The organism is Peribacillus sp. FSL E2-0218, from assembly GCF_037992945.1.
Taxonomy (GTDB): Bacteria; Bacillota; Bacilli; order Bacillales; family DSM-1321; genus Peribacillus; species Peribacillus simplex_B.
Genome location: NZ_CP150304.1, coordinates 1738207 through 1760462 on the forward strand (window position 1 = coordinate 1738207; position 22256 = coordinate 1760462).

Genomic DNA, 22256 nt, shown 5'->3' on the forward strand with positions numbered 1-22256 from the left:
ATGATCGGGTGCGGAGGAAAAACAAAACCATTTAGGAGGAACTAAAATGTCAGTCATTTCTATGAAACAATTGCTTGAAGCTGGTGTGCATTTCGGACACCAAACACGTCGCTGGAACCCTAAAATGAAGAAATATATCTTCACTGAGCGTAACGGCATCTACATCATCGACCTTCAAAAAACAGTTAAAAAGGTTGAAGAAGCTTATAACTTCGTGAAAGAATTAGCTGCTAACGGCGGTACTGTTCTTTTCGTTGGTACTAAAAAACAAGCTCAAGAATCTGTTAAAGAAGAAGCTATCCGTTCAGGTATGTACTATGTAAACCAACGCTGGTTAGGTGGAACTTTAACAAACTTTGAAACAATCCAAAAACGTATTGCTCGTCTTAAAGATATCGAAAAAATGGAAGCAAACGGAACTTTCGAAGTGCTTCCTAAAAAAGAAGTTATCCAACTTAAAAAAGAATGGGATCGCTTAGAGAAATTCTTAGGCGGTATTAAAGATATGAAGACTCTTCCTGATGCGATCTTCGTTATCGACCCTCGCAAAGAGCGTATCGCTGTTGCGGAAGCACACAAATTACACATTCCACTTGTAGGTATCGTTGATACAAACTGTGATCCGGATGAAATCGATGTAGTTATTCCTGCGAATGACGATGCAATCCGTGCTGTTAAATTATTAACAGGTAAAATGGCAGATGCTATCTTAGAAGCTAAACAAGGTGAAGAAACAGCAACTGAAACAACAACTGCTTAATAAGCAAAAAAAGGTTGCTTATTCAGTAAGAAAAAGGTGATAAGAGGATAATGCCTTTTATCCCTTTTTTTTGCACTAAATAAGCATACATAAATCACCACGCCAATGTTGAAAAGGCAGGCTGATTTTTAAGGGAAAAGGACTTTCGGCCGTTTGGTTTTGTCGATAAGACTGGCTTTTCTGGCAGATAGTTCTGGCATTCTGCCGAGTTTCGTTATTTTCTTTGATAATAACCGTATTTTCTGGCAAAAATGGGTAAAGATTGAATAAACTGCATTTAATTTGAGGAGGATATATATTATGGCAATCACTGCACAATTAGTTAAAGAATTGCGTGAAAAAACTGGTGCCGGCATGATGGATTGTAAAAAGGCGCTTGTACAAACGGAAGGCGATATGGAAAAAGCGATCGATTTCCTACGTGAAAAAGGAATTGCAAAAGCTGCCAATAAAGGCGACCGTATCGCTGCTGAAGGATTGACTTCTATCGTGGTTGACGGAAACCAAGCGGTCATTCTTGAAGTGAACTCAGAAACTGACTTCGTTGCTAAAAACGAAGGCTTCCAAACTCTTGTTAAAGAATTGGCTGCATTCCTTCTTGCTAACAAACCTGAAAGCGTTGAAGCAGCTCTAGAGCAAACTATGGAAAATGGAGCAAAAGTTGCAGATCATATCAATGCTGCTGTTGCTAAAATTGGGGAAAAATTAACGCTTCGCCGTTTCCAAGTTGTTACAAAAACTGATAGTGATGCATTTGGTGCTTACCTTCACATGGGCGGCCGCATCAGCGTACTATCCGTTGTTGAAGGCACAACTGACGAAGAAGCAGCTAAAGGCGTTTCCATGCATATCGCTGCTCTTAACCCAAAATATATCTCTCGTGACCAAGTCGATGCTAGTGAATTAGATCGCGAGCGCGAAGTTCTTACACAACAAGCACTTAATGAAGGCAAACCAGAAAAAATCGTTGCAAAAATGGTTGAAGGGCGCATCAACAAATTCTACGAAGAAATTTGTGTGAATGAGCAAGCTTTCGTTAAAAACCCAGATCAAAAAGTGGGAGAATTCGTTGAATCAAAAGGCGGAAAACTTCTTTCATTCGTTCGTTATGAAGTAGGGGAAGGTCTTGAGAAACGTCAAGAAAACTTTGCTGAAGAAGTAATGAACCAAGTTAAAAAAGACTAACTGCTAAATAAAAATAGGGAACACTCTGGTGTTCCCTATTTTTTGAAACTTTTTGGCATTATTGCCATTGGAAGCATGAAGAACAATTGAATAAGATTACATAGTTGGAGGGTGTCATGAGTAACGCTAAATATAAACGTGTAGTATTAAAACTCAGCGGCGAAGCATTAGCCGGAGAAGAGGGATTTGGAATCAATCCCGCTGTAATTAAATCTATCGCTGAACAAGTCAAGGAAGTGGCAGAGCTTGATGTGGAAGTGGCTGTAGTTGTAGGCGGCGGAAACATATGGCGCGGGAAGATTGGCAGCGAAATGGGCATGGATCGTGCCAATGCCGATTATATGGGGATGCTGGCGACTGTCATGAACTCTTTGGCTCTACAAGACAGCCTCGATCAACTAGGAATCGAAACGCGCGTGCAGACTTCGATTGAGATGAGGCAGGTTGCGGAACCTTACATTAGACGCCGTGCCATCAGGCATTTGGAGAAAAAGAGAGTCGTGATCTTTGCTGCTGGTACAGGTAATCCTTATTTTTCAACGGATACCACTGCCGCTCTGCGTGCTGCTGAAATCGAAGCTGATGTCATCCTGATGGCGAAGAATAATGTGGATGGCGTCTACAATGCCGACCCTGTTAAGGATAAAAATGCAGTGAAATATGATCAACTTTCCTATCTTGATGTGATTAAAGAAGGCTTGGAAGTAATGGACTCGACTGCGTCCTCATTATGCATGGACAATGATATTCCATTGATCGTCTTCTCGATCATGGAAAAAGGCAATATAAAACGGGCCGTTTTAGGCGAAACGCTTGGAACAATAGTTAGGGGGAAATAAAAGATGCCGAAGCAAGTTATTTCAAATGCGAAAACGAAAATGGAAAAAGCCATTGGAGCGTACACACGTGAATTAGCCAGCATCCGTGCCGGAAGGGCAAATGCCTCATTGCTTGATAGAATCTCGATTGATTATTATGGTTCTCAAACACCGGTTAACCAGGTGGCAGGCATTTCCGTACCGGAAGCTCGACTATTAGTGATCCAACCCTATGATAAAACGGTTTTAGGGGAAATTGAAAAAGCGATATTAAAATCAGACCTAGGCTTAAATCCTTCAAATGACGGATCGATCATCAGGATAGCGATTCCAGCTTTAACGGAAGAACGCAGAAAAGAGCTTGTAAAAGTGGTCAAGAAAGAAGCGGAAGAAGCGAAAATCGCAATCCGCAACGTACGTCGTGATGCTAACGATGACTTGAAGAAGCTTGAAAAAAATGGTGAAATCACGGAAGATGATTTACGCGGCTATGCTGATGACATTCAAAAGATGACGGATGGCAATATCACGAAAATCGATGAGATTACCAAAGATAAAGAAAAAGAAATTTTGGAAGTATAATTCCCACTAATGGAATTGATTAAGTAAAGAGGGCCTAATCCATACTGATCATGTCTTGGTTCTAACATATAGGTGTGCTTAAAAGAGAAAACTGTTATAATAAGGTTTCTCCGATAATGTGTACTCTTTAAGTTAGGATGTTGCATGGGACGTTGGAGGTGGCCCTTTTTTTGCATTTTTCACCGGACTTTGACCCGGTGACCGAAAAAAACTTAATGTGATTACCCGCTTTCAAGCTTCTAATGAAGAAATAATTTTCATAATAATAATATGAGAACCAACTTTTTTTTGATATTATAATATAGATTCTTTTTTGCAAAAATGCTTGATATACATAGCGCACGAAAATATTGCCTTTGTAGAGAGATAAGTACAACCTGATGGGGGACTAACATATGTATTCACTATGGAAGCGTTTCGTTAAAAAAGATGCTTCTTCCGATGTAACAAATAGGATTCAGCATATTCAGCAGTTTGATGTTCCTCAGCATATTGCCATCATAATGGATGGAAATGGCCGTTGGGCGAAAAAAAGGGCATTGCCGCGCGTGGCGGGACATCATGAAGGAATGAAAACTGTTCGTAAAATTACGAAAGTTGCCAATAAATTAGGTGTCAAGACATTGACCGTCTATGCGTTTTCGACGGAAAACTGGAAACGTCCAAAAAGTGAAGTCGACTTTTTGATGAAGCTTCCCCAGGAATTTCTTGGGACCTTTTTGCCTGAGCTCATTTCCGAAAATGTAAGGGTGGAAACCATTGGGGAATTGTCACTACTTCCATCTCACACTCAAAATGCCGTAATAAGGGCAATGGAAGATACGAAGGATAATGACGGGATGATCCTGAATTTCGCTTTGAACTATGGGAGCAGGGGAGAGATTGTATCCGCGGTGAATAGCATTATTCAAGATGCTAAGAATGGTATAATAAAGGAAGATGTATCTGAGCAAATGCTCTCCGGTTACTTGATGACCGAGCATTTGTCCGATCCTGATTTACTGATTCGCACAAGCGGCGAAATCCGTTTAAGCAATTTCATGCTATGGCAGGCCGCTTACACTGAATTATGGTTTACTGAGGTGCTATGGCCTGATTTTAGTGAGGAGCATTTATTACAGGCGATTGAGGAGTATCAAAAGCGTTCACGTAGATTCGGTGGCGTTTAATGCAGAAGGCGAGGAAATTGGAATAATGAAACAACGAATAATTACTGCGGTCGTAGTTGCCGCTATCTTCATTCCACTGGTTATTTTAGGGGAGATCCCGTTTTTATTGACGGTTTATCTATTGGCTTCCATCGGTTTATATGAACTGATGAAGATGAAAAATTTGCGTGTATTCTCATTTGAGGCCATTCTCTCACACCTTTTATTATGGGTGCTTTTATTGCCTGAACAATATTCCGCTTTTTTGGCGGACATTGATTATGATAAGGTGCAAATCTTTTTAATCGGGGTTTTGCTGTTCTTATTGTACACTGTCGTTTCCAAAAATCGATTCACTTTTGATGATGCTGGATTTTTAGTGATTTCCATCCTTTACCTGGGAGTGGGCTTCTACTATCTATTCGAAACACGTGATTCCGCAGGACTGGGACTGATTTATATCTTGCTGACCCTATTTACGATCTGGGCAACGGATTCCGGAGCCTACTTCATTGGCAAGGCTATAGGCAAAAGAAAGCTATGGCCGGAAATAAGTCCAAATAAGACGGTGGAAGGTTTTATCGGCGGGGTATTTTCAGCGATGATCGTCGGTGTGCTCTTTTATGCCTTCTCAAGCCTGGATTACACGTTATTTCAGCTATTATTGATATCGTTGGTGATTGGGGTTTTCGGCCAATTGGGGGACCTTGTCCAATCCGCCTATAAACGTCATTATGGGGTTAAGGACTCGGGAAAGATCCTTCCGGGGCATGGCGGGATATTGGACAGGCTTGATAGTTTGATATTCATTTTACCGATTTTGCATTTATTGCACGTTTTATAATATAAATATAGGCAAGCGTCAGGAATTAGGAGATGAATAAATTGAAAAATATCAGCCTTTTGGGCGCAACAGGTTCGATTGGTCAGCAAACAGCGGATGTGGTGAGGTCACATCCTGAGCAATTCAAAATCGTGGCGCTTTCTGCTGGAAAGAATTTAGATTTGGTGAGGGCTTATATAGAAGAGTTTGAACCGGAACTGGTTTCAGTCCAGGCGGAAGAAGATTATCGAGTATTGAAAAATGAATTTACCAGCCGGAAGGATATCGAATTCATGTTTGGGGATGAGGGATTGACGGCAGTTGCTGTATACGATCAAGCGACGATATTGGTCAATGCCGTCATCGGAAGTGTGGGTCTTTACCCGACGCTCCAGGCAATCAAGGCTAAAAAGGATATAGCCATCGCCAACAAGGAGACTTTAGTGACGGCGGGGCATTTGGTCATGAGTGAAGCGAAAAAAGCAGGGGTGAGATTGCTTCCTGTCGATAGTGAGCATTCCGCAATCTTTCAGGCCCTGCAGGGTGAAAACGATAAAAATATTGAACGTTTAGTCATTACTGCTTCAGGCGGCAGTTTTCGCGATAGAACCAGGGAAGAATTGAAAGGGGTAACGGTGGAAGAGGCGTTGAACCATCCGAATTGGTCGATGGGCGCGAAAATCACGATTGATTCGGCCTCCATGATGAATAAGGGATTGGAAGTAATTGAGGCACACTGGCTATTCGAGCTTCCTTACGATAAAATTGATGTACTGTTACATAAGGAGAGCATCATCCATTCCATGGTTGAATTTCATGACTCCAGCGTGATTGCGCAATTGGGAACACCAGATATGCGCGTACCGATTCAATATGCCCTTACTTACCCAGACAGGATGCCTCTTGGAGGGCGCAAACGCCTGAACTTGGCCGAAGCGGGGAAACTGCATTTTAGTGATATGGATTTCACTAGATATCCTTGTTTGCAATTCGCCTATAAAGCGGGTAAAATGGGCGGAACGATGACAACCGTGCTGAATGCAGCCAATGAAGCGGCAGTTGCCGCATTTTTATCTGGAAAGATATCTTTCCTCGAGATTGAGACACTGATCGAAAAAGCGCTGAATCAGCATTCCGTCATTGCCCTTCCGGATTTAGAAACGATTTCTGAAGTGGATATCATGACAAGGCAGTATATAGAATCCATAGTGAAAGATAGGTGATTGGAACATGCAGACTTTAGAAACGATTATAGCGTTCATCATCATATTTGGCGCTCTTGTATTTTTCCATGAGCTTGGACATTTAGTGTTTGCAAAGCGGGCAGGCATCTTATGCCGTGAGTTCGCAATTGGCTTCGGGCCAAAAGTATTCACGTACAAAAAGCAGGAAACCGTGTATACGATTCGATTGCTCCCTCTTGGCGGTTATGTACGCATGGCTGGGGAAGATGCAGAAAATATTGAACTGAAGCCCGGATATCGCGTTGGATTAATGTTTGATCAGGAAGAGAATGTTACAAAAATCATTATGAACAACAAAGATAAATATCCTGATATTCGTCTTATGGAAGTCGAATTGATCGACCTTGATCATAAACTAATCCTGACTGGTTATGAAGAGGGCGAAGAAGATGAATTAAAGACGTTTCCCATTCATAAAGAAGCGGTAATCGTCGAAAATGGTATGGAAAACCAGATTGCCCCATACGACCGGCAGTTTGCCTCGAAATCGCTCGGCCATCGCTTCCTTACGATTTTAGCTGGTCCGGCGATGAACTTTGTTTTGGCCTTTGTCATTTTTGTCTTGATCGGCTTATTTCAGGGAGTCGTAGTTGATGAAGCGAAGCTTGGTGAACTGACACCGGAAGGTTCGGCTGTAAATGCCGGGCTTAAGTCTGGAGATATCATTCAATCCATCGAAGGGTCGGAAGTCTCTTCGTGGGAAGATGTTCAGGAAAGTATCCAAAAAAATCCTGGGCAGGAAATTGAATTTGTTGTTGATAGGGACGGAAAAACATTTGAAGTACCTGTCGTTCCTCAAGAAGTTGAGCGAGAAGGCAAGAAAATAGGGATTATCGGTGTATACCCTCCGGTTGAAAAAGCGCCTATCAAAGCAATCCAATACGGTTTTACGGAGACCTATTTCTGGACAAAACAAATTTTCATCATCCTAGGTGACCTCATAACGGGTGGGTTTACGATTGACAGCCTTTCCGGTCCCGTAGGAATCTACAAATCAACGGAAGAAGTCGCAAAGCAAGGTATCTTCACGTTGATGAAATGGGCAGGCTTGCTCAGCATTAACCTTGGGATCATGAACTTGCTGCCGCTCCCGGCATTGGATGGAGGCAGATTGTTATTCTTTGTCGTAGAGTTCTTAAGAGGAAAGCCGATCGACCGTCAAAAAGAAGGAATGGTTCACTTCATCGGCTTCGCACTGCTGATGCTGTTGATGATCGTCGTTACATGGAATGACATCCAGCGTTTCTTTTTGTAAGCCATTAATCGATAAAGTGAAACAGCCAGCAGGTTTTTCTGTTGGCTGTTTCTTATCTCATAGTTTTTTAGCTGTTTTAGGGAAATAGTTTGTTTTCTAGCGAAATCGTCAGTATAATCGAGAATGAATATAGTAAACAAGCTTTAAAAAAAGAACCCAGATTTTTTTGTGATTGGAACCGATGATGCCATGGTATAAATGACTATGGTTATGGATTAATATTAAGGAATTATTGAAGAGGTGCAGATATGAAACAAAGTATGACGTTGATCCCTACATTGAGAGAAGTGCCTGCAGATGCTGAAATCAAGAGCCATCAGCTGTTATTGCGTGCAGGATTTATGCGACAGAACTCCAGCGGGGTGTATAGTTTCATGCCGCTTGGGAAAAAAGTGCTTCAAAAGGTTGAAGCGATCGTTCGGGAAGAGATGGAGAATGCTGGCGCTGTCGAACTATTGATGCCTGCTTTACAACAAGCCGAATTCTGGCAGGAATCGGGACGCTGGTATACGTATGGCCCGGAATTGATGCGCCTAAAGGACCGCAACAACCGTGAATTTGCGCTTGGTGCAACACATGAAGAGGTGATAACGAGCTTGGTCCGTGATGAGATTAAATCTTACAAACGCCTGCCGTTAACGGTTTACCAAATCCAAACGAAATTCCGTGATGAGAAAAGACCTCGTTTCGGGTTGTTGCGCGGACGTGAGTTCATCATGAAGGATGCCTATTCTTTCCATGCAAATCAAGAGAGCCTTGATGCAGTTTATACAAAAATATATCAAGCCTATTCGAATATATTTAGCCGCTGCGGTCTTGACTTCCGTGCCGTCATTGCCGATTCTGGGGCGATGGGCGGTAAGGATACCCATGAATTCATGGTCCTATCGGAAATCGGCGAGGATACCATCGCGTATTCGGATACTTCCGATTATGCAGCTAACATTGAAATGGCACCGGTAAGCGTAAAATATGAAAAAAGCTCAGAGGAACAAAGTCAACTGGAGAAAATTCACACCCCTGGTCAAAAAACGATTGAAGAAGTAACTTCATTCTTGAATGCTGCTACTGATAAATTAATCAAATCATTATTGTTCAAAGTGGATGAAAAGCATGTGCTGGTATTGGTGCGTGGCGACCATGAAGTGAATGATATCAAATTGAAGAATTTCTTTAACGCTTCAGCCGTTGAATTGGCTGACCCTGATGAGACGAAAGAAGTCTTGGGATGTGCAGTGGGATCTTTGGGACCAATCAATGTCGCATCTGAAGTGGAAGTAATCGCGGATGTTGCCATTGAAGCAATCGTGAATGGCATCTGCGGAGCGAATGATGAGGATCATCATTATGTGAACGTAAATCCGGATCGTGATTTTAACGTGTCCCATTACATCGATCTTCGCTTCATTCAAGAGGGTGACCCATCACCGGACGGAGAAGGGACGATTAAATTCGCCAAAGGGATCGAGGTAGGTCACGTGTTCAAACTTGGAACGAAATATTCCGAAGCGATGAATGCGACATTCCTGGATGAGAACGGGCGGTCACAGCCAATGATCATGGGCTGTTACGGTATTGGCGTTTCACGCACACTTGCTGCCGTAGCGGAGCAATTCAACGATGAAAAAGGGTTGGTATGGCCAACGAATTTAGCGCCATATCAAGTCCATTTGATTCCAATCAATGTAAAAGATGAAGCACAGACTGCCCTTGCAGAGGATTTGTATACGGATCTTAAGGCAAAAGGCATGGATGTTCTGATGGATGATCGTCAAGAGCGTGCAGGGGTCAAATTTGCAGATTCTGACTTGATCGGTCTTCCGGTGAGGGTGACGGTCGGTAAAAAGGCTTCCGAAGGAATCGTCGAAGTGAAAATCCGTCAAACGGGTGAAGTGCTTGAAATTGAAAAAACTGAACTGGCGCAAAAGCTTCTAGAAATAATGGGATGAATTTAAGAGGGGATTCGGGCATCATTCATTTGGATGATGCCTTTCCTTTTCGTGCATAAAGATAGTCGTGAATGCTTTGCAGTATGATATAATAGCCTCTGATATCAGAGTGAAGATGAATAATATCTTAAGAGATAATAGATAGGGGAGAGAGGAAATGGATCAAAATCCAAATAGCGGTAGAGAGAGATTTCAACTCTTGCTCCAGCAAATGGGCTTGGTTGAGGATGCCTTTGTGAATTTTTTCATCGGTGCCGAAATTGATAAGCTCTCGATTGAGAGGGAGTCCAAAACATGGCATTTTGCCTTCAATATACCTGCATTAATACCTTGCAGCGTTCATACAAGATTTGCCACGCAACTAGAGAGTACTTTTTCCCATATTGCCAAGGTGACCTTCAGCTTGAATGTGGCCAATCCGCAAGTGACGGAACAACTGATTAAAGAATATTGGAAGAATTGTATTGGGGAGCTCGAAGGCATGTCGCCTGCCCTTTTGTCGCTTCTGAATGAACAAGAGCCCGCAGTCAATGGATATAAGCTGATCGTAAGTGCCCGAAATGATACAGAGGCAGGCCAGTTGAAACGGAAATACTCCGGCATCATTTCGAATATATACCAAACCTTTGGCTTTCCTCCGCTGACCTTGGAGGCGGAAGTGAAGGAAACGGTATCGAATCCTGATTACCAGAAATTCTTGGAAGAGAAACAAAAAGAAGACGCGGAAAAGGGCCTTGCTGCATTAGTGGAAATGCAGAAGAAGGAATCGGAAAAAGGCAGTGATGATGGCGTATACGATGGTCCCGTTAAAATTGGCTATACGATTAAAGAAGATGCGGATTTCCGCAGGATCGAACAAATTATCGATGAAGAGCGCAGGATTGCGATTGAAGGCTTCGTCTTTGATGCAGAGGTGCGTGAGCTTCGTAGCGGGCGCAGTCTTTTGACATTTAAAGTTACCGATTATACAAGTTCGATATTAGTGAAAATGTTTTCGCGTGACAAAGAGGATGCTGCCATTCTTGCCCGTGTGAAAAAAGGGATGTGGGTACGTGCACAAGGAAGCATCCAAAACGATACATTCGTACGTGACCTGGTGATGATCGCAAATGATATCAATGAAATTTCCAAGCAAGGCCGCCAGGATAAGGCTCCTGAAGGGGAAAAACGTGTGGAACTGCACATGCACACGCCGATGAGCCAGATGGATGCAGTGACACCTACGTCCGCACTTGTTGCGCAGGCTGCAAAATGGGGGCATAGAGCGGTTGCCATCACGGATCATGCAGGTGCACAATCATTCCCTGAAGCTTATAGTGCAGGCAAAAAGAATGGTATCAAAATCCTTTATGGCGTCGAAGTGAATCTTGTGAATGACGGAGTGCCTATCGTCTATAACGAGGCGCATATATCTTTGGCAGATGCCACCTATGTCGTGTTTGACGTCGAGACGACAGGACTTTCAGCCGTTTATGATACGATCATCGAATTTGCTGCAGTGAAAATTCATGACGGCGATATCATCGACCGCTTCGAGTCATTTGCTAATCCGCATCATCCGTTATCGAACACGACGATAGAGTTGACGGGAATCACCGATGACCTTGTCGAAAACGCCCCTGAAGTCGCAGAAGTATTGGAGAAGTTCAAGGCATGGGCCGGGGATGCAATCCTGGTTGCCCACAATGCTGCTTTCGATATGGGGTTTTTGAATATTGGCTATAAAAACATCGGATATCCTAAGGCTTCCAACCCTGTCCTGGATACATTGGAGCTTGCCCGATTCCTATACCCGGAGTTTAAAAATCACCGATTAAACACATTGTGTAAAAAGTTCGATATCGATTTGACCCAGCATCACAGGGCCATTTATGATGCCGAAGCCACAGGATACCTTATGCTGAAGATGCTGAAGGATGCAATGGCAAAAGAAATTACCCATCACGATCAGCTTAATGACAATATGGGTAAAGGAAATGCTTATCAACGTTCCCGCCCATCCCATTGCACATTGATTGCGCAAACGCAGGCAGGACTAAAAAATCTTTTCAAATTAATATCGATATCACATATTGATTATTATTATCGTGTGCCACGGTTGCCCCGTTCACAGCTCAAGAAATATCGTGAAGGAATCCTGGTCGGTTCGGGCTGTGATAAAGGGGAAGTATTTGAAGGAATGATGCAAAAGGGCTTCGAGGAAGTCGTCGATATTGCCGAATTTTACGATTATCTTGAAATCCACCCGAAGGAAGTTTATCAGCACTTGATTGAGCTGGAGTATGTTCGCGATGATAAATCGTTGGAAACGATCATCTCCAATATCGTCAAGCTTGGTGAAAAACTGGACAAACCAGTGGTAGCCACAGGGAATGTTCATTATTTGGATCCCAATGATAAAATTTACCGTAAGATCCTCGTGAATTCACAGGGGGGAGCAAATCCGCTCAATCGTCACAAGCTGCCCGACGTGCATTTCCGGACTACGGATGAGATGCTGCGGGAGTTCTCCTTCCTTGGCGCCGATAAGGCTAAGGAGGTCGTGGTGGCGAACACGAATAAAATCGCTGATATGATCGAGGATATCAAGCCTATTAAGGATGAACTATATACACCTAAAATTGAAGGTGCAGAAGAAGAAATGCGCGAGATGAGTTATGGCATGGCAAGGAAGATATATGGGGACAACCTGCCGGAAATCGTGGAAGCCCGTCTTGAGAAAGAATTGAAAAGCATCATTGGCCATGGGTTTGCCGTCATTTACTTAATCTCCCATAAATTAGTTAAAAAATCGCTGAATGACGGGTATCTCGTTGGTTCCAGGGGCTCTGTCGGATCATCCTTCGTAGCAACGATGACCGAAATCACAGAGGTAAACCCGCTTCCGCCTCATTATGTATGTCCGGAGTGCAAGAAATCCGAATTCTTCAATGACGGATCCGTAGGTTCCGGTTTTGACCTGCCAGATAAAGACTGTCCGGATTGCGGGATCCCATATACTAAAGACGGCCATGACATTCCGTTTGAAACCTTCCTTGGATTCAAAGGGGATAAGGTTCCCGATATCGATTTGAACTTCTCCGGTGAATATCAGCCGAAGGCCCATAATTATACGAAGGTCCTATTCGGTGAGGAGTATGTATATCGTGCAGGTACGATTGGTACGGTAGCTGAAAAAACGGCTTATGGGTATGTGAAGGGATATTCCGCTGATAACAACATCCACATGCGCGGGGCTGAAACGGACCGGCTTGTCGCTGGGTGCACGGGTGTGAAACGGACAACGGGACAGCATCCGGGCGGAATCATCGTCGTGCCGGATTATATGGATATTTATGATTTCACCCCAATTCAATTCCCGGCGGATGACCGGAATTCCGAGTGGAAAACGACGCACTTCGATTTCCATTCCATCCATGATAATATTTTGAAACTCGATATACTCGGACATGATGATCCAACTGTCATCCGTATGCTCCAAGATTTGAGCGGCATCGATCCAAAGACCGTTCCAACGGATGATCCTGAAGTGATGAAAATTTTCAGCAGCACGGAATCATTGGGAGTGACCGAAGACCAGATCATGTGTAAAACGGGTACACTCGGCATTCCCGAATTCGGGACGCGGTTCGTACGGCAAATGCTTGAGGATACGAAACCTACCACATTCTCCGAGCTTGTCCAGATTTCGGGACTGTCACACGGTACGGATGTATGGCTGAGCAATGCACAGGAGCTGATTCACAACCGGATATGTACACTGAGTGAGGTTATTGGGTGCCGGGATGATATTATGGTTTATCTCATTTATCAAGGACTAGAACCTTCCTTGGCATTCAAGATCATGGAATCGGTGCGGAAAGGGAAAGGTCTATCTGAGGAATTCGAAGAGGAAATGCGCAAAAATGAAGTGCCGGAATGGTATATCGATTCATGCAAGAAAATAAAATACATGTTCCCGAAAGCCCATGCTGCAGCCTATGTGTTGATGGCTGTCCGGATTGCTTATTTCAAGGTGCATCTGCCCTTATTATATTATGCAGCTTACTTCACGGTGCGTGCCGATGACTTTGAAATCGACGCCATGACTAGAGGATCGCAAGCGATCAAAGCGAAAATGGAAGAAATCATGGTTAAGGGATTGGATGCTTCCACAAAGGAAAAGAATACATTGACCGTTCTTGAATTGGCTTTGGAAATGTGTGAACGCGGCTATGCTTTCGCTAAGGTCGATTTGTACAAATCCAGTGCGGACCAGTTCATAATTGAAGGAAACACTTTGATACCGCCTTTCAATTCGATCCCAGGCCTTGGTACGAATGCTGCCATCAATATCGTCAACGCACGCAAGAATGGTGAATTCCTTTCGAAGGAAGATCTGCAGCAACGGGGGAAAGTTTCCAAGACCATCCTTGAATATCTTGATAAGCAAGGATGCCTGGAGTCATTGCCTGAACAAAATCAATTATCCTTATTTTAATGTGGGAACGAGTTCCAAAAAGGAAGAAACAGACATGATATTTGCATAAATATCTTGATTATGGTATATTTTTATTGGAAATACTAAGAGGAACCAATGGCAAGAGTGGGGAAACCCACTCTTTCGTGTTGTATTGACCATTTAATTTTGAATCCGAAACCAAGCGCATACAACGCACGTATGGAGGAAACAAATGAGTAAAAAGGTAACGGAAGTTGTAGAGGAATTAGCATTACCAATTCTTGAGGAATTGCAGCTTGAATTAGTTGAAGTGGAGTATGTGAAGGAAGGTAAAAGCTGGTTCCTTCGAGTATACATTGATAAAGAAACAGGCGTAGATATTGAAGATTGCGGAAATGTGAGTGAAAAACTCAGTGAAAAGCTTGATGAGGTTGATCCGATTCCACAAAATTATTTTCTCGAAGTTTCATCTCCCGGAGCAGAAAGGCCTCTGAAAAAAGAGAAGGATTTCCTTAATGCTATCGGTAAAAATGTTTACATAAAAACATACGAGCCCATTTTAGATGAAAAAGAATTCGAAGGAACCCTAACCAGTTTCGATGGTAAAGAAGTGACGCTGGAAGTCAGGATCAAGACACGAAAGAAAACGATCGTCATACCATTCGAAAAGGTAGCCAAAGCAAGATTGGCCATTACCTTCTCTTAAGTCAAGTAAATCATTCATTAAATATCCGTAAGGGGGATCACCATGGGCAATGAGTTATTGGATGCTCTCTATATTTTAGAAAACGAAAAAGGAATTTCCAGGGAAGTTTTGATCGACGCGATTGAAGCTGCTCTTATATCGGCATATCGCCGTAACTTTAACCAAGCGCAAAATGTACGTATCGACTTGAATCTTGGTAAAGGAACGATGCGTGTATTCGCTAGAAAAGACGTTGTTGACGAAGTATTCGATTCGCGTCTGGAAATTTCTGTTGAAGAAGCAAGAGCAATTGATCCCAACTATCAGTTAGAGGACGTTGTCGAGATGGAAGTTACGCCTAAGGATTTCGGCCGTATCGCTGCTCAAACTGCGAAACAAGTCGTCACTCAAAGGGTGCGTGAAGCAGAGCGAGGCATCATTTATGCCGAATTCATCGACCGCGAGGAAGATATCATGACTGGCATCGTTCAACGCCAGGATTCCCGTTTCATCTATGTAAGCCTAGGAAAAATCGAAGCTTTGCTTCCAGTGAATGAGCAAATGCCGAATGAACAATATAAACCCCATGATCGCATCAAAGTTTTCATCACGAAAGTCGAAAAGACGTCGAAGGGCCCGCAAATTTTTGTATCCCGCTCACATCCTGGACTTTTAAAACGTTTATTCGAAATCGAAGTGCCTGAAATTTTCGATGGAACGGTGGAAATTAAATCAGTTGCCCGCGAAGCAGGCGACCGTTCGAAGATCTCCGTTCACTCCGATAACGAAGAAGTCGATCCTGTCGGTTCCTGTGTAGGGCAAAAAGGCCAACGTGTTCAGGCCATCGTCAATGAACTGAAAGGCGAAAAAATCGATATTGTCAAATGGTCGGAGAACCCGGTCATTTTCGTAGCGAATGCTTTAAGTCCTTCCAAGGTCCTTGAAGTCATCGTAAAAGAAGAAGAAAAAGCGACGACCGTCATCGTTCCTGATTATCAATTATCCCTGGCAATTGGTAAGCGTGGACAAAATGCCCGTTTGGCTGCCAAGCTTACTGGCTGGAAAATTGATATCAAGAGTGAAACGGAAGCACGTGAAGCTGGGATCTATCCAGTGGAAGAACAAGAATTCCTTTTAAGCAGAGATAGTTATGTTAATGAAGAGGATACAGATTTCGAAGAGGATAACGAGTAATCCAGAGGTGAAAAAAGATGAATAGCCGAAAAAAAATCCCGATGCGCAAATGTGTGGCGACAGGCGAAATGAAGCCGAAGAAGGAACTCATCCGCATCGTTCGATCTAAAGAAGGGGAAGTCAGCCTTGATCCGACCGGAAAGAAATCGGGAAGGGGAGCTTATTTGACTCTTGATCGGGATATTATCGAGCTGGCCAAAAAGAAAAACGTGCTGGCTAATCACCTTAGTACCCAAATCGATTCTTCCCTTTATGAACAATTGCTTGAATTAGTGAATAAGGAGAAAAACTAAACATCATGACCCAACAACAACAATGGATGTCTCTATTAGGATTGGCCAATCGAGCACGCAAGCTAATTTCGGGTGAAGAATTAGTGGTTAAAGAGATTAGAAGCGGTAATGCCAAAGTTGTTATTTTATCCGCGGACGCTTCAAAAAACACTGAAAAAAAAATATCTGATAAGTGCGCATTTTATCAGGTTCCTTTAAAAAGAGTCGAAAGCAGGTCCATGCTCGGCCATGCGATAGGCAAGGATGCTAGAGTTGCCGTCGCAGTTCTGGATGAAGGTTTTGCACAAAAACTCCGAACGCTGCTCGATTAAATTTTACGGGGGTGAACGTATGACAAAATTGCGTGTATATGAATATGCAAAACAAAAGAACGTTTCAAGCAAGGATGTAATAAATAAACTTAAAGAAATGAATATAGAGGTAACAAACCATATGACAGCATTAGACGATTCAACTGTAAATAAATTAAACGATTCAATTAAACCTAAAAACGAAGATAAAAACCAAGCTGCTGAACCGAAAGCTAACGCCACCGTTGCAAAATACGAAGCGGAAGCAGATGAGAAAAGCACGGTAAATAAAGAAAAGCTTAAGAAAAAACCACCAGTTAAACCTGTAGGCACGAAAAAACCGGCAGGCCAGTTTAACCGGAACAGAAATAACAAAAATAAAAATAACAAACAAAGACAACAAGCGCCAGCAGCTCCTGTTACAAAGCGTAAAGAACGGGAATTGCCAGAGAAAATTACGTTCTATGAGTCTTTGACCGTCATGGAACTTGGAAAAAAACTTCACCGTGAACCTTCAGAAATCATCAAAAAGCTCTTTATGCTTGGTGTCATGGCTACAATTAACCAAACCTTGGATAAAGACGCGATTGAATTGATTTGTGCTGAGTACGGTGTAGTGGCTGAAGAGGAAATCCGTGTCGACCTAACCGATCTTGAATCATTGGTGACTGAAGATGCTTCTGAAGATTTGATTGAACGTCCGGCCGTCGTAACGATTATGGGACACGTCGACCATGGTAAAACGACATTGCTTGATTCAATTCGCCACACCAAAGTGACGGAAGGCGAAGCTGGCGGAATCACGCAGCACATCGGTGCCTATCAAGTCAAAGTAAACGATAAGAAAATTACATTCCTTGATACGCCAGGACATGCCGCGTTTACAACAATGCGTGCCCGTGGTGCTCAGGTTACGGATATCACGATCCTGGTCGTTGCAGCGGATGATGGCGTTATGCCTCAAACGGTTGAAGCCATCAACCATGCCAAAGCGGCTGAAGTTCCAATTATCGTAGCTGTAAACAAAATGGATAAAGAAGCGGCGAACCCAGACCGCGTTATGCAAGAATTGACTGAGCACGGTCTAGTTTCGGAAGCATGGGGCGGAGATACCATTTTCGTACCTATTTCGGCTAAAAACGGTGAGGGTATCGACAGCTTGCTTGAAATGATCCTGCTTGTAAGTGAAGTGGAGGAGTATAAAGCGAATCCAACTCGTAAAGCAAACGGAACGGTCATCGAAGCTCGCTTGGATAAAGGACGCGGATCTGTTGCGACATTGCTTGTTCAAAACGGTACGTTGAAAATCGGAGATCCAATCGTTATCGGTAATACGTTCGGACGTGTGCGTGCAATGGTCAATGATCTTGGCCGCCGTGTGAAGGATGCAGGTCCGTCCACACCGGTTGAAATCACTGGATTGAACGAAGTTCCACAAGCTGGCGATCGTTTCATCGTCTTTGAAGATGAGAAAACGGCCCGTCAAGTTGGGGAAGTTCGTGCGCAAAGGCAGTTGGCTTCACAACGTAATGAAAAATCCCGTGTAACTCTAGATACATTGTTCGAGCAAATGAAAGAAGGGGAAATTAAGGAATTGAACATCATCTTGAAAGCGGATGTTCAAGGTTCTGCGGAAGCAGTTGCAGCCTCCCTGAATAAAATAGAAGTGGAAGGCGCTAAAGTGAAGATCATCCACACTGGCGTCGGAGCCATCACGGAGTCTGATATCATCCTTGCCACAGCTTCCAACGCGATCGTCATCGGATTTAACGTCCGTCCTGACGTGAATGCGAAGCGTGCAGCTGAATCGGAAAATGTCGATGTCCGCCTTCACCGCATCATCTATAAAGCGATTGAAGAGATCGAGTCGGCCATGAAAGGGATGCTTGACCCAGAATTCGAAGAAAAAATCATCGGTCAAGCTGAAGTTCGTACGACGTTCAAAGTATCTAAGGTCGGCACGATTGCCGGTTCATATGTTACTGAAGGGAAAATCACACGCGATAGCGGTATCCGCTTGATTCGTCAAGGTGTCGTCATTTTCGAAGGTGAAATTGATGCATTGAAACGTTTTAAAGATGACGTTAAAGAAGTGGCAACGAACTATGAGTGCGGGATCACCATTAAAAATTACAATGACCTTAAAGAAGGCGATGTAATCGAAGCATATGTGATGGAAGAGATCGAGCGTAAATGATCGTTGGCTCTGTCCAATGTGAATGCATCATCCATGACACCCATTCATTGAAAGAGAAACGAGCCGTGTTGCAGCGTGTCATGACACGGCTTAAGCAAAAGTTCAATATATCGGTAGCCGAAACCGATTTTCAGGATTTATGGCAGCGGACAAAGATCACGATCGTAACCGTAACATCCTCAAGGAAGGCTACTGAGAGGGAACTTCAAAATGCCCTTAAATTTCTAGATTCTTTTCCGGAACTAGAGCGAACAATAACAGATATAGACTGGCTTTAGGCTATTGAGGTGATATTATGAGCCTTCGTTCAAATCGTGTTGGCGAACAAATGAAAAAAGAGCTGAGTGAAATTATCGGCCGCAAAATAAAAGACCCAAGGATCGGATTTGTAACCGTAACGGACGTTGCGGTTACAGGAGATCTACAACAGGCAACTGTTTACATTTCCGTTCTGGGTGACCAGGAGCAACGGGAAAAAACACTGCAAGGGCTAGCAAAGGCCAAAGGATTCATGCGTTCAGAAATCGGGCAAAGAATCCGTCTTCGTAAAACTCCTGAGCTGTTTTTTGAATTTGATGAATCGGTCGATTATGGCAATCGCATCGAGTCATTGATTTCCCAAATCAATTCAGAGGATAAACCGGCTGAAAAAGACGAAGAATAAGCAAGCAGTAAAAAGGAGGCCGACTCAAAAAGTGCTTTGCACTTCTTGAAGTCGGCCCCTTTTTTTTTGAAAATGAATGATGAGGTGACAGCCATGAACGGCATTCTTCCATTATGGAAACCAAAGGGAATGACATCCCATGATTGTGTTTTTAAATTAAGAAAGATATTGAAAACAAAAAAGGTTGGGCATACGGGAACACTTGATCCTGATGTAACAGGGGTTTTGCCGATTTGTATCGGCAGGGCAACGAAAATCGCCGAGTATTTGACAGAAGCCGGCAAGGCATACGAAGGGGAAGTGACCCTCGGCTTTTCCACGACAACCGAGGATGCAAGCGGTGAAAAAGTCGAGGAGAAAACCATCGATGAAGTAATTACGCGGGACCGGGTCCTGGAAGTGCTGGAATCATTGACAGGGAAAATCGAACAGACACCGCCGATGTTTTCAGCTGTGAAGGTGAACGGGAAGAAATTGTATGAATATGCCCGTGCAGGTATTGAAGTGGAGAGGCCGACAAGGGAGGTCACCATCTACGATATTACCCTTCTCGATGATCGTACGGAATTCTCCGGAGAAACGATTTCTTTTCGCTTTAGCGTCAAGTGCAGCAAAGGAACGTATATCAGGACTCTTGCCGTCATGATGGGTGAAAAACTTGGTATACCTGCCCATATGTCAGATTTGACCCGGATTGAATCAGCCGGCTTCAAGCTTGATGACTGTTTGACGTTTGCGGAGGTCGAAGCATACATGGAAACTGGACAATCGGATGATTTTCTATTGCCTTTAGAGCGTGGATTATTTCATTTGCCGAAATGTAAGATTAGTGATAAAGTAGCAAAGAAAGTACTCAACGGTGCGGTATTGGAACAAACAGGGGATGTTGCTGCCGAAAAAGGGGTGCCCTTTGTGATGGTGGACCCATCCGATAAGGCAATTGCCATTTATCAAGTACATCCGACAAAAGAAGGATTAATTAAACCTGTAAAAGTATTGGCACAAGAATCATAGACCGTTTTGCCGTCGGAAAGAGGAGATTGAAAGGTGAAAGTGATTGCAATAGAGCATCCTCATCAATTTAATTCGGATGATTTTCCTGAGCTTGTTATGGCGCTTGGGTTTTTTGATGGGATACATAAAGGCCATCAGATCGTTATACAAACCGCCAAGCAAAAAGCCGATGAAATGAACCTGAAGTCAGCCGTCATGACATTTGATCCGCATCCTTCTGCAGTCTTGGGAAGGAAAACGGAAAATATCCGCTATATTACCCCGCTTGAAGATAAGGTGGCTATCATCGAGTCCATGGAGATAGATTATTTATTCATTGTCCATTTCAGCAAGGAGTTCGCTTCGGTATTGCCGGAACGGTTCGTTGACGAATACATTGTAGGGTTAAATGTCCGCCACGTAGTCGCAGGCTTTGATTATTCATATGGCCGTTATGGTCAAGGTTCGATGGAAGATCTGCCTGTTTACGCACAGGGAAGGTTTTCACAGACGGTAGTCGCCAAGCAGACACTCGAAGATGAAAAAGTTAGCTCGACAAGAATCAGGGAGACCCTTGGCAATGGTGATTTCACCGATTTTTATCATTTGGCAGGCCGCCGCTTCATAACGAAGGGGCATGTCGTTCACGGTGAAAAAAGGGGCAGAAAGCTAGGATTCCCCACCGCTAATATAGAGGTGAGCGATGATTACATTTTCCCTGCTTCTGGCGTATATGCTGTCAGGATCAACATAGGCGGCAAATGGTATCATGGAGTCTGCAATGTCGGTTATAAACCCACGTTCCATGAGGAAAAACCTAAATATCCTACGGTGGAGGTCCATGCATTGGAATTCTCGGGGGATATTTATGGCAGCCAGGTTTCTGTCGAATGGCATGTTAGACTTCGGAGCGAACAGAAGTTTTCCGGGCTTGAATCATTGGTTGCCCAGATTGAAGCGGACAAGGAGAATGCGATCGCTTATTTCGCGGAGCTCGAACATAAATAGAATAACAGAAGACAGGACTTGCAATTTTAGTGAAATGCATGTATTCTATTATATGTATGAAAATAACCATTGCTTGGCTAGTCGAGACTCCGACGCTGGCTCGGTAATAGGTGATTTTACAGAATTTTAGGAGGAATAATACTATGGCAATTACACAAGTACGCAAAAACGAACTAATCGCTGAGTTCAGAACTCACGATACTGACACTGGATCTCCAGAAGTGCAAATCGCAGTTTTAACAGAAGAAATCAACAACTTGAACGGTCACTTACGCACTCACAAAAAAGACCACCATTCACGTCGCGGTCTTCTTAAAATGGTAGGTAAACGTCGTAACCTTTTAACTTACCTACGTAACAAAGACGTTACTCGTTACCGTACACTAATTAACAAATTAGGTCTACGTAGATAATTTTTTTCAGGAAGGCGGGAAATTTCCCGCTTTTTTGATGTTAATCAAATGATTTGGACGTGTTCTACTTTAAGGCTGAGCCTTCGTCCTTGGGACTCGGCGTGAGCCGGGTCTTTTTCCGTTTATAGATGATCAGGATATACATATTCGAATGAATGAAATTTTTATTCATTTTGCTGTTAATGCTTGTTTTTTTCGTGCATAATAGGAATAGTTTGGTTTTTACTTGAGTTCAGTTACTTTCACATATAAATGATTTAATCCAATACAGGTTTAGGTAAACTAAGCCTCTAAGTGAAGATTCAGAGAGGGGT

20 protein-coding genes are annotated in these 22256 nt (G+C 43.3%); all 20 read left to right on the forward strand.

From position 1 onward, the window contains the following. The first annotated feature begins 46 nt into the window (after positions 1 to 46). Complete coding sequence (gene rpsB / locus MHI53_RS08405; RefSeq protein ID WP_057913389.1) at positions 47 to 760, forward strand: 30S ribosomal protein S2; 714 nt, start codon at positions 47 to 49, stop codon at positions 758 to 760. A 300-nt stretch (positions 761 to 1060) separates the two neighbouring features. Continuing rightward, positions 1061 to 1945 (forward strand): translation elongation factor Ts, encoded by an 885-nt coding sequence (gene tsf / locus MHI53_RS08410; RefSeq protein WP_340373195.1) that lies wholly within the window; start codon positions 1061 to 1063, stop codon positions 1943 to 1945. Between the two features lie 116 nt (positions 1946 to 2061). Continuing rightward, entirely contained in the window at positions 2062 to 2784 is a 723-nt protein-coding gene (pyrH, locus tag MHI53_RS08415) for a UMP kinase (RefSeq protein WP_061144645.1), read from the forward strand. 3 nt (positions 2785 to 2787) lie between these two features. Continuing rightward, a complete protein-coding gene (gene frr, locus MHI53_RS08420) occupies positions 2788 to 3345 on the forward strand; it encodes a ribosome recycling factor (protein ID WP_061144646.1) in 558 nt (185 codons plus the stop codon). 395 nt (positions 3346 to 3740) lie between these two features. Then, positions 3741 to 4514, forward strand: a complete 774-nt coding sequence (locus tag MHI53_RS08425) for an isoprenyl transferase (protein WP_061144647.1) — start codon at positions 3741 to 3743, stop codon at positions 4512 to 4514. A gap of 25 nt (positions 4515 to 4539) precedes the next feature. After that, a complete protein-coding gene (locus MHI53_RS08430; protein WP_061144741.1) occupies positions 4540 to 5337 on the forward strand; it encodes a phosphatidate cytidylyltransferase in 798 nt (265 codons plus the stop codon). 41 nt (positions 5338 to 5378) lie between these two features. Beyond that, positions 5379 to 6539 (forward strand): 1-deoxy-D-xylulose-5-phosphate reductoisomerase, encoded by a 1161-nt coding sequence (dxr, locus tag MHI53_RS08435; protein ID WP_340373196.1) that lies wholly within the window; start codon positions 5379 to 5381, stop codon positions 6537 to 6539. A 7-nt stretch (positions 6540 to 6546) separates the two neighbouring features. Beyond that, on the forward strand, positions 6547 to 7815 hold the full coding sequence (gene rseP / locus MHI53_RS08440) for an RIP metalloprotease RseP (RefSeq protein WP_340373197.1): 1269 nt from the start codon (positions 6547 to 6549) through the stop codon (positions 7813 to 7815). A 248-nt stretch (positions 7816 to 8063) separates the two neighbouring features. Then, complete coding sequence (locus MHI53_RS08445) at positions 8064 to 9764, forward strand: proline--tRNA ligase (RefSeq protein ID WP_340373198.1); 1701 nt, start codon at positions 8064 to 8066, stop codon at positions 9762 to 9764. 157 nt (positions 9765 to 9921) lie between these two features. Then, on the forward strand, positions 9922 to 14244 hold the full coding sequence (locus MHI53_RS08450) for a PolC-type DNA polymerase III (protein WP_340373199.1): 4323 nt from the start codon (positions 9922 to 9924) through the stop codon (positions 14242 to 14244). A 193-nt stretch (positions 14245 to 14437) separates the two neighbouring features. Continuing rightward, positions 14438 to 14911: a ribosome maturation factor RimP gene (gene rimP / locus MHI53_RS08455; RefSeq protein WP_061144652.1), complete on the forward strand. Its 474-nt coding sequence runs from the start codon at positions 14438 to 14440 to the stop codon at positions 14909 to 14911. Positions 14912 to 14953: 42 nt separating this feature from the next. Then, positions 14954 to 16084: a transcription termination factor NusA gene (gene nusA, locus MHI53_RS08460; RefSeq protein WP_057913379.1), complete on the forward strand. Its 1131-nt coding sequence runs from the start codon at positions 14954 to 14956 to the stop codon at positions 16082 to 16084. A 17-nt stretch (positions 16085 to 16101) separates the two neighbouring features. Beyond that, positions 16102 to 16377, forward strand: a complete 276-nt coding sequence (locus MHI53_RS08465) for a YlxR family protein (RefSeq protein ID WP_057913378.1) — start codon at positions 16102 to 16104, stop codon at positions 16375 to 16377. A gap of 5 nt (positions 16378 to 16382) precedes the next feature. Continuing rightward, positions 16383 to 16688 carry a YlxQ family RNA-binding protein gene (locus MHI53_RS08470; protein WP_061144653.1) on the forward strand — a complete coding sequence of 102 codons (306 nt, stop codon included), beginning with the start codon at positions 16383 to 16385 and terminating at the stop codon, positions 16686 to 16688. Positions 16689 to 16707: 19 nt separating this feature from the next. Beyond that, entirely contained in the window at positions 16708 to 18864 is a 2157-nt protein-coding gene (gene infB / locus MHI53_RS08475) for a translation initiation factor IF-2 (RefSeq protein ID WP_061144654.1), read from the forward strand. Then, entirely contained in the window at positions 18861 to 19142 is a 282-nt protein-coding gene (locus MHI53_RS08480) for a DUF503 domain-containing protein (protein WP_057913375.1), read from the forward strand. The genes infB and MHI53_RS08480 overlap by 4 nt, the downstream gene beginning before the upstream one ends. Positions 19143 to 19159: 17 nt before the next feature. Then, on the forward strand, positions 19160 to 19528 hold the full coding sequence (rbfA, locus tag MHI53_RS08485; protein WP_034313607.1) for a 30S ribosome-binding factor RbfA: 369 nt from the start codon (positions 19160 to 19162) through the stop codon (positions 19526 to 19528). Positions 19529 to 19621: 93 nt separating this feature from the next. Next, the gene (gene truB / locus MHI53_RS08490) at positions 19622 to 20542 is read left to right on the forward strand and encodes a tRNA pseudouridine(55) synthase TruB (RefSeq protein WP_061144742.1); all 921 of its coding nucleotides are present in this window, start codon (positions 19622 to 19624) and stop codon (positions 20540 to 20542) included. 33 nt (positions 20543 to 20575) lie between these two features. Next, positions 20576 to 21529 (forward strand): bifunctional riboflavin kinase/FAD synthetase, encoded by a 954-nt coding sequence (ribF, locus tag MHI53_RS08495; RefSeq protein ID WP_340373200.1) that lies wholly within the window; start codon positions 20576 to 20578, stop codon positions 21527 to 21529. A 143-nt stretch (positions 21530 to 21672) separates the two neighbouring features. Further along, entirely contained in the window at positions 21673 to 21942 is a 270-nt protein-coding gene (rpsO, locus tag MHI53_RS08500; RefSeq protein WP_053345367.1) for a 30S ribosomal protein S15, read from the forward strand. The last annotated feature ends 314 nt before the right edge of the window (positions 21943 to 22256 follow it).

Coding starts and splice junctions, on each gene's coding strand:
- rpsB (WP_057913389.1), top strand. CDS start 47: ATGTCAGTCATTTCTATGAAACAATTGCTTGAAGCTGGTGTGCATTTC.
- tsf (WP_340373195.1), top strand. CDS start 1,061: ATGGCAATCACTGCACAATTAGTTAAAGAATTGCGTGAAAAAACTGGT.
- pyrH (WP_061144645.1), top strand. CDS start 2,062: ATGAGTAACGCTAAATATAAACGTGTAGTATTAAAACTCAGCGGCGAA.
- frr (WP_061144646.1), top strand. CDS start 2,788: ATGCCGAAGCAAGTTATTTCAAATGCGAAAACGAAAATGGAAAAAGCC.
- MHI53_RS08425 (WP_061144647.1), top strand. CDS start 3,741: ATGTATTCACTATGGAAGCGTTTCGTTAAAAAAGATGCTTCTTCCGAT.
- MHI53_RS08430 (WP_061144741.1), top strand. CDS start 4,540: ATGAAACAACGAATAATTACTGCGGTCGTAGTTGCCGCTATCTTCATT.
- rseP (WP_340373197.1), top strand. CDS start 6,547: ATGCAGACTTTAGAAACGATTATAGCGTTCATCATCATATTTGGCGCT.
- MHI53_RS08445 (WP_340373198.1), top strand. CDS start 8,064: ATGAAACAAAGTATGACGTTGATCCCTACATTGAGAGAAGTGCCTGCA.
- MHI53_RS08450 (WP_340373199.1), top strand. CDS start 9,922: ATGGATCAAAATCCAAATAGCGGTAGAGAGAGATTTCAACTCTTGCTC.
- rimP (WP_061144652.1), top strand. CDS start 14,438: ATGAGTAAAAAGGTAACGGAAGTTGTAGAGGAATTAGCATTACCAATT.
- nusA (WP_057913379.1), top strand. CDS start 14,954: ATGGGCAATGAGTTATTGGATGCTCTCTATATTTTAGAAAACGAAAAA.
- MHI53_RS08465 (WP_057913378.1), top strand. CDS start 16,102: ATGAATAGCCGAAAAAAAATCCCGATGCGCAAATGTGTGGCGACAGGC.
- MHI53_RS08470 (WP_061144653.1), top strand. CDS start 16,383: ATGACCCAACAACAACAATGGATGTCTCTATTAGGATTGGCCAATCGA.
- infB (WP_061144654.1), top strand. CDS start 16,708: ATGACAAAATTGCGTGTATATGAATATGCAAAACAAAAGAACGTTTCA.
- MHI53_RS08480 (WP_057913375.1), top strand. CDS start 18,861: ATGATCGTTGGCTCTGTCCAATGTGAATGCATCATCCATGACACCCAT.
- rbfA (WP_034313607.1), top strand. CDS start 19,160: ATGAGCCTTCGTTCAAATCGTGTTGGCGAACAAATGAAAAAAGAGCTG.
- truB (WP_061144742.1), top strand. CDS start 19,622: ATGAACGGCATTCTTCCATTATGGAAACCAAAGGGAATGACATCCCAT.
- rpsO (WP_053345367.1), top strand. CDS start 21,673: ATGGCAATTACACAAGTACGCAAAAACGAACTAATCGCTGAGTTCAGA.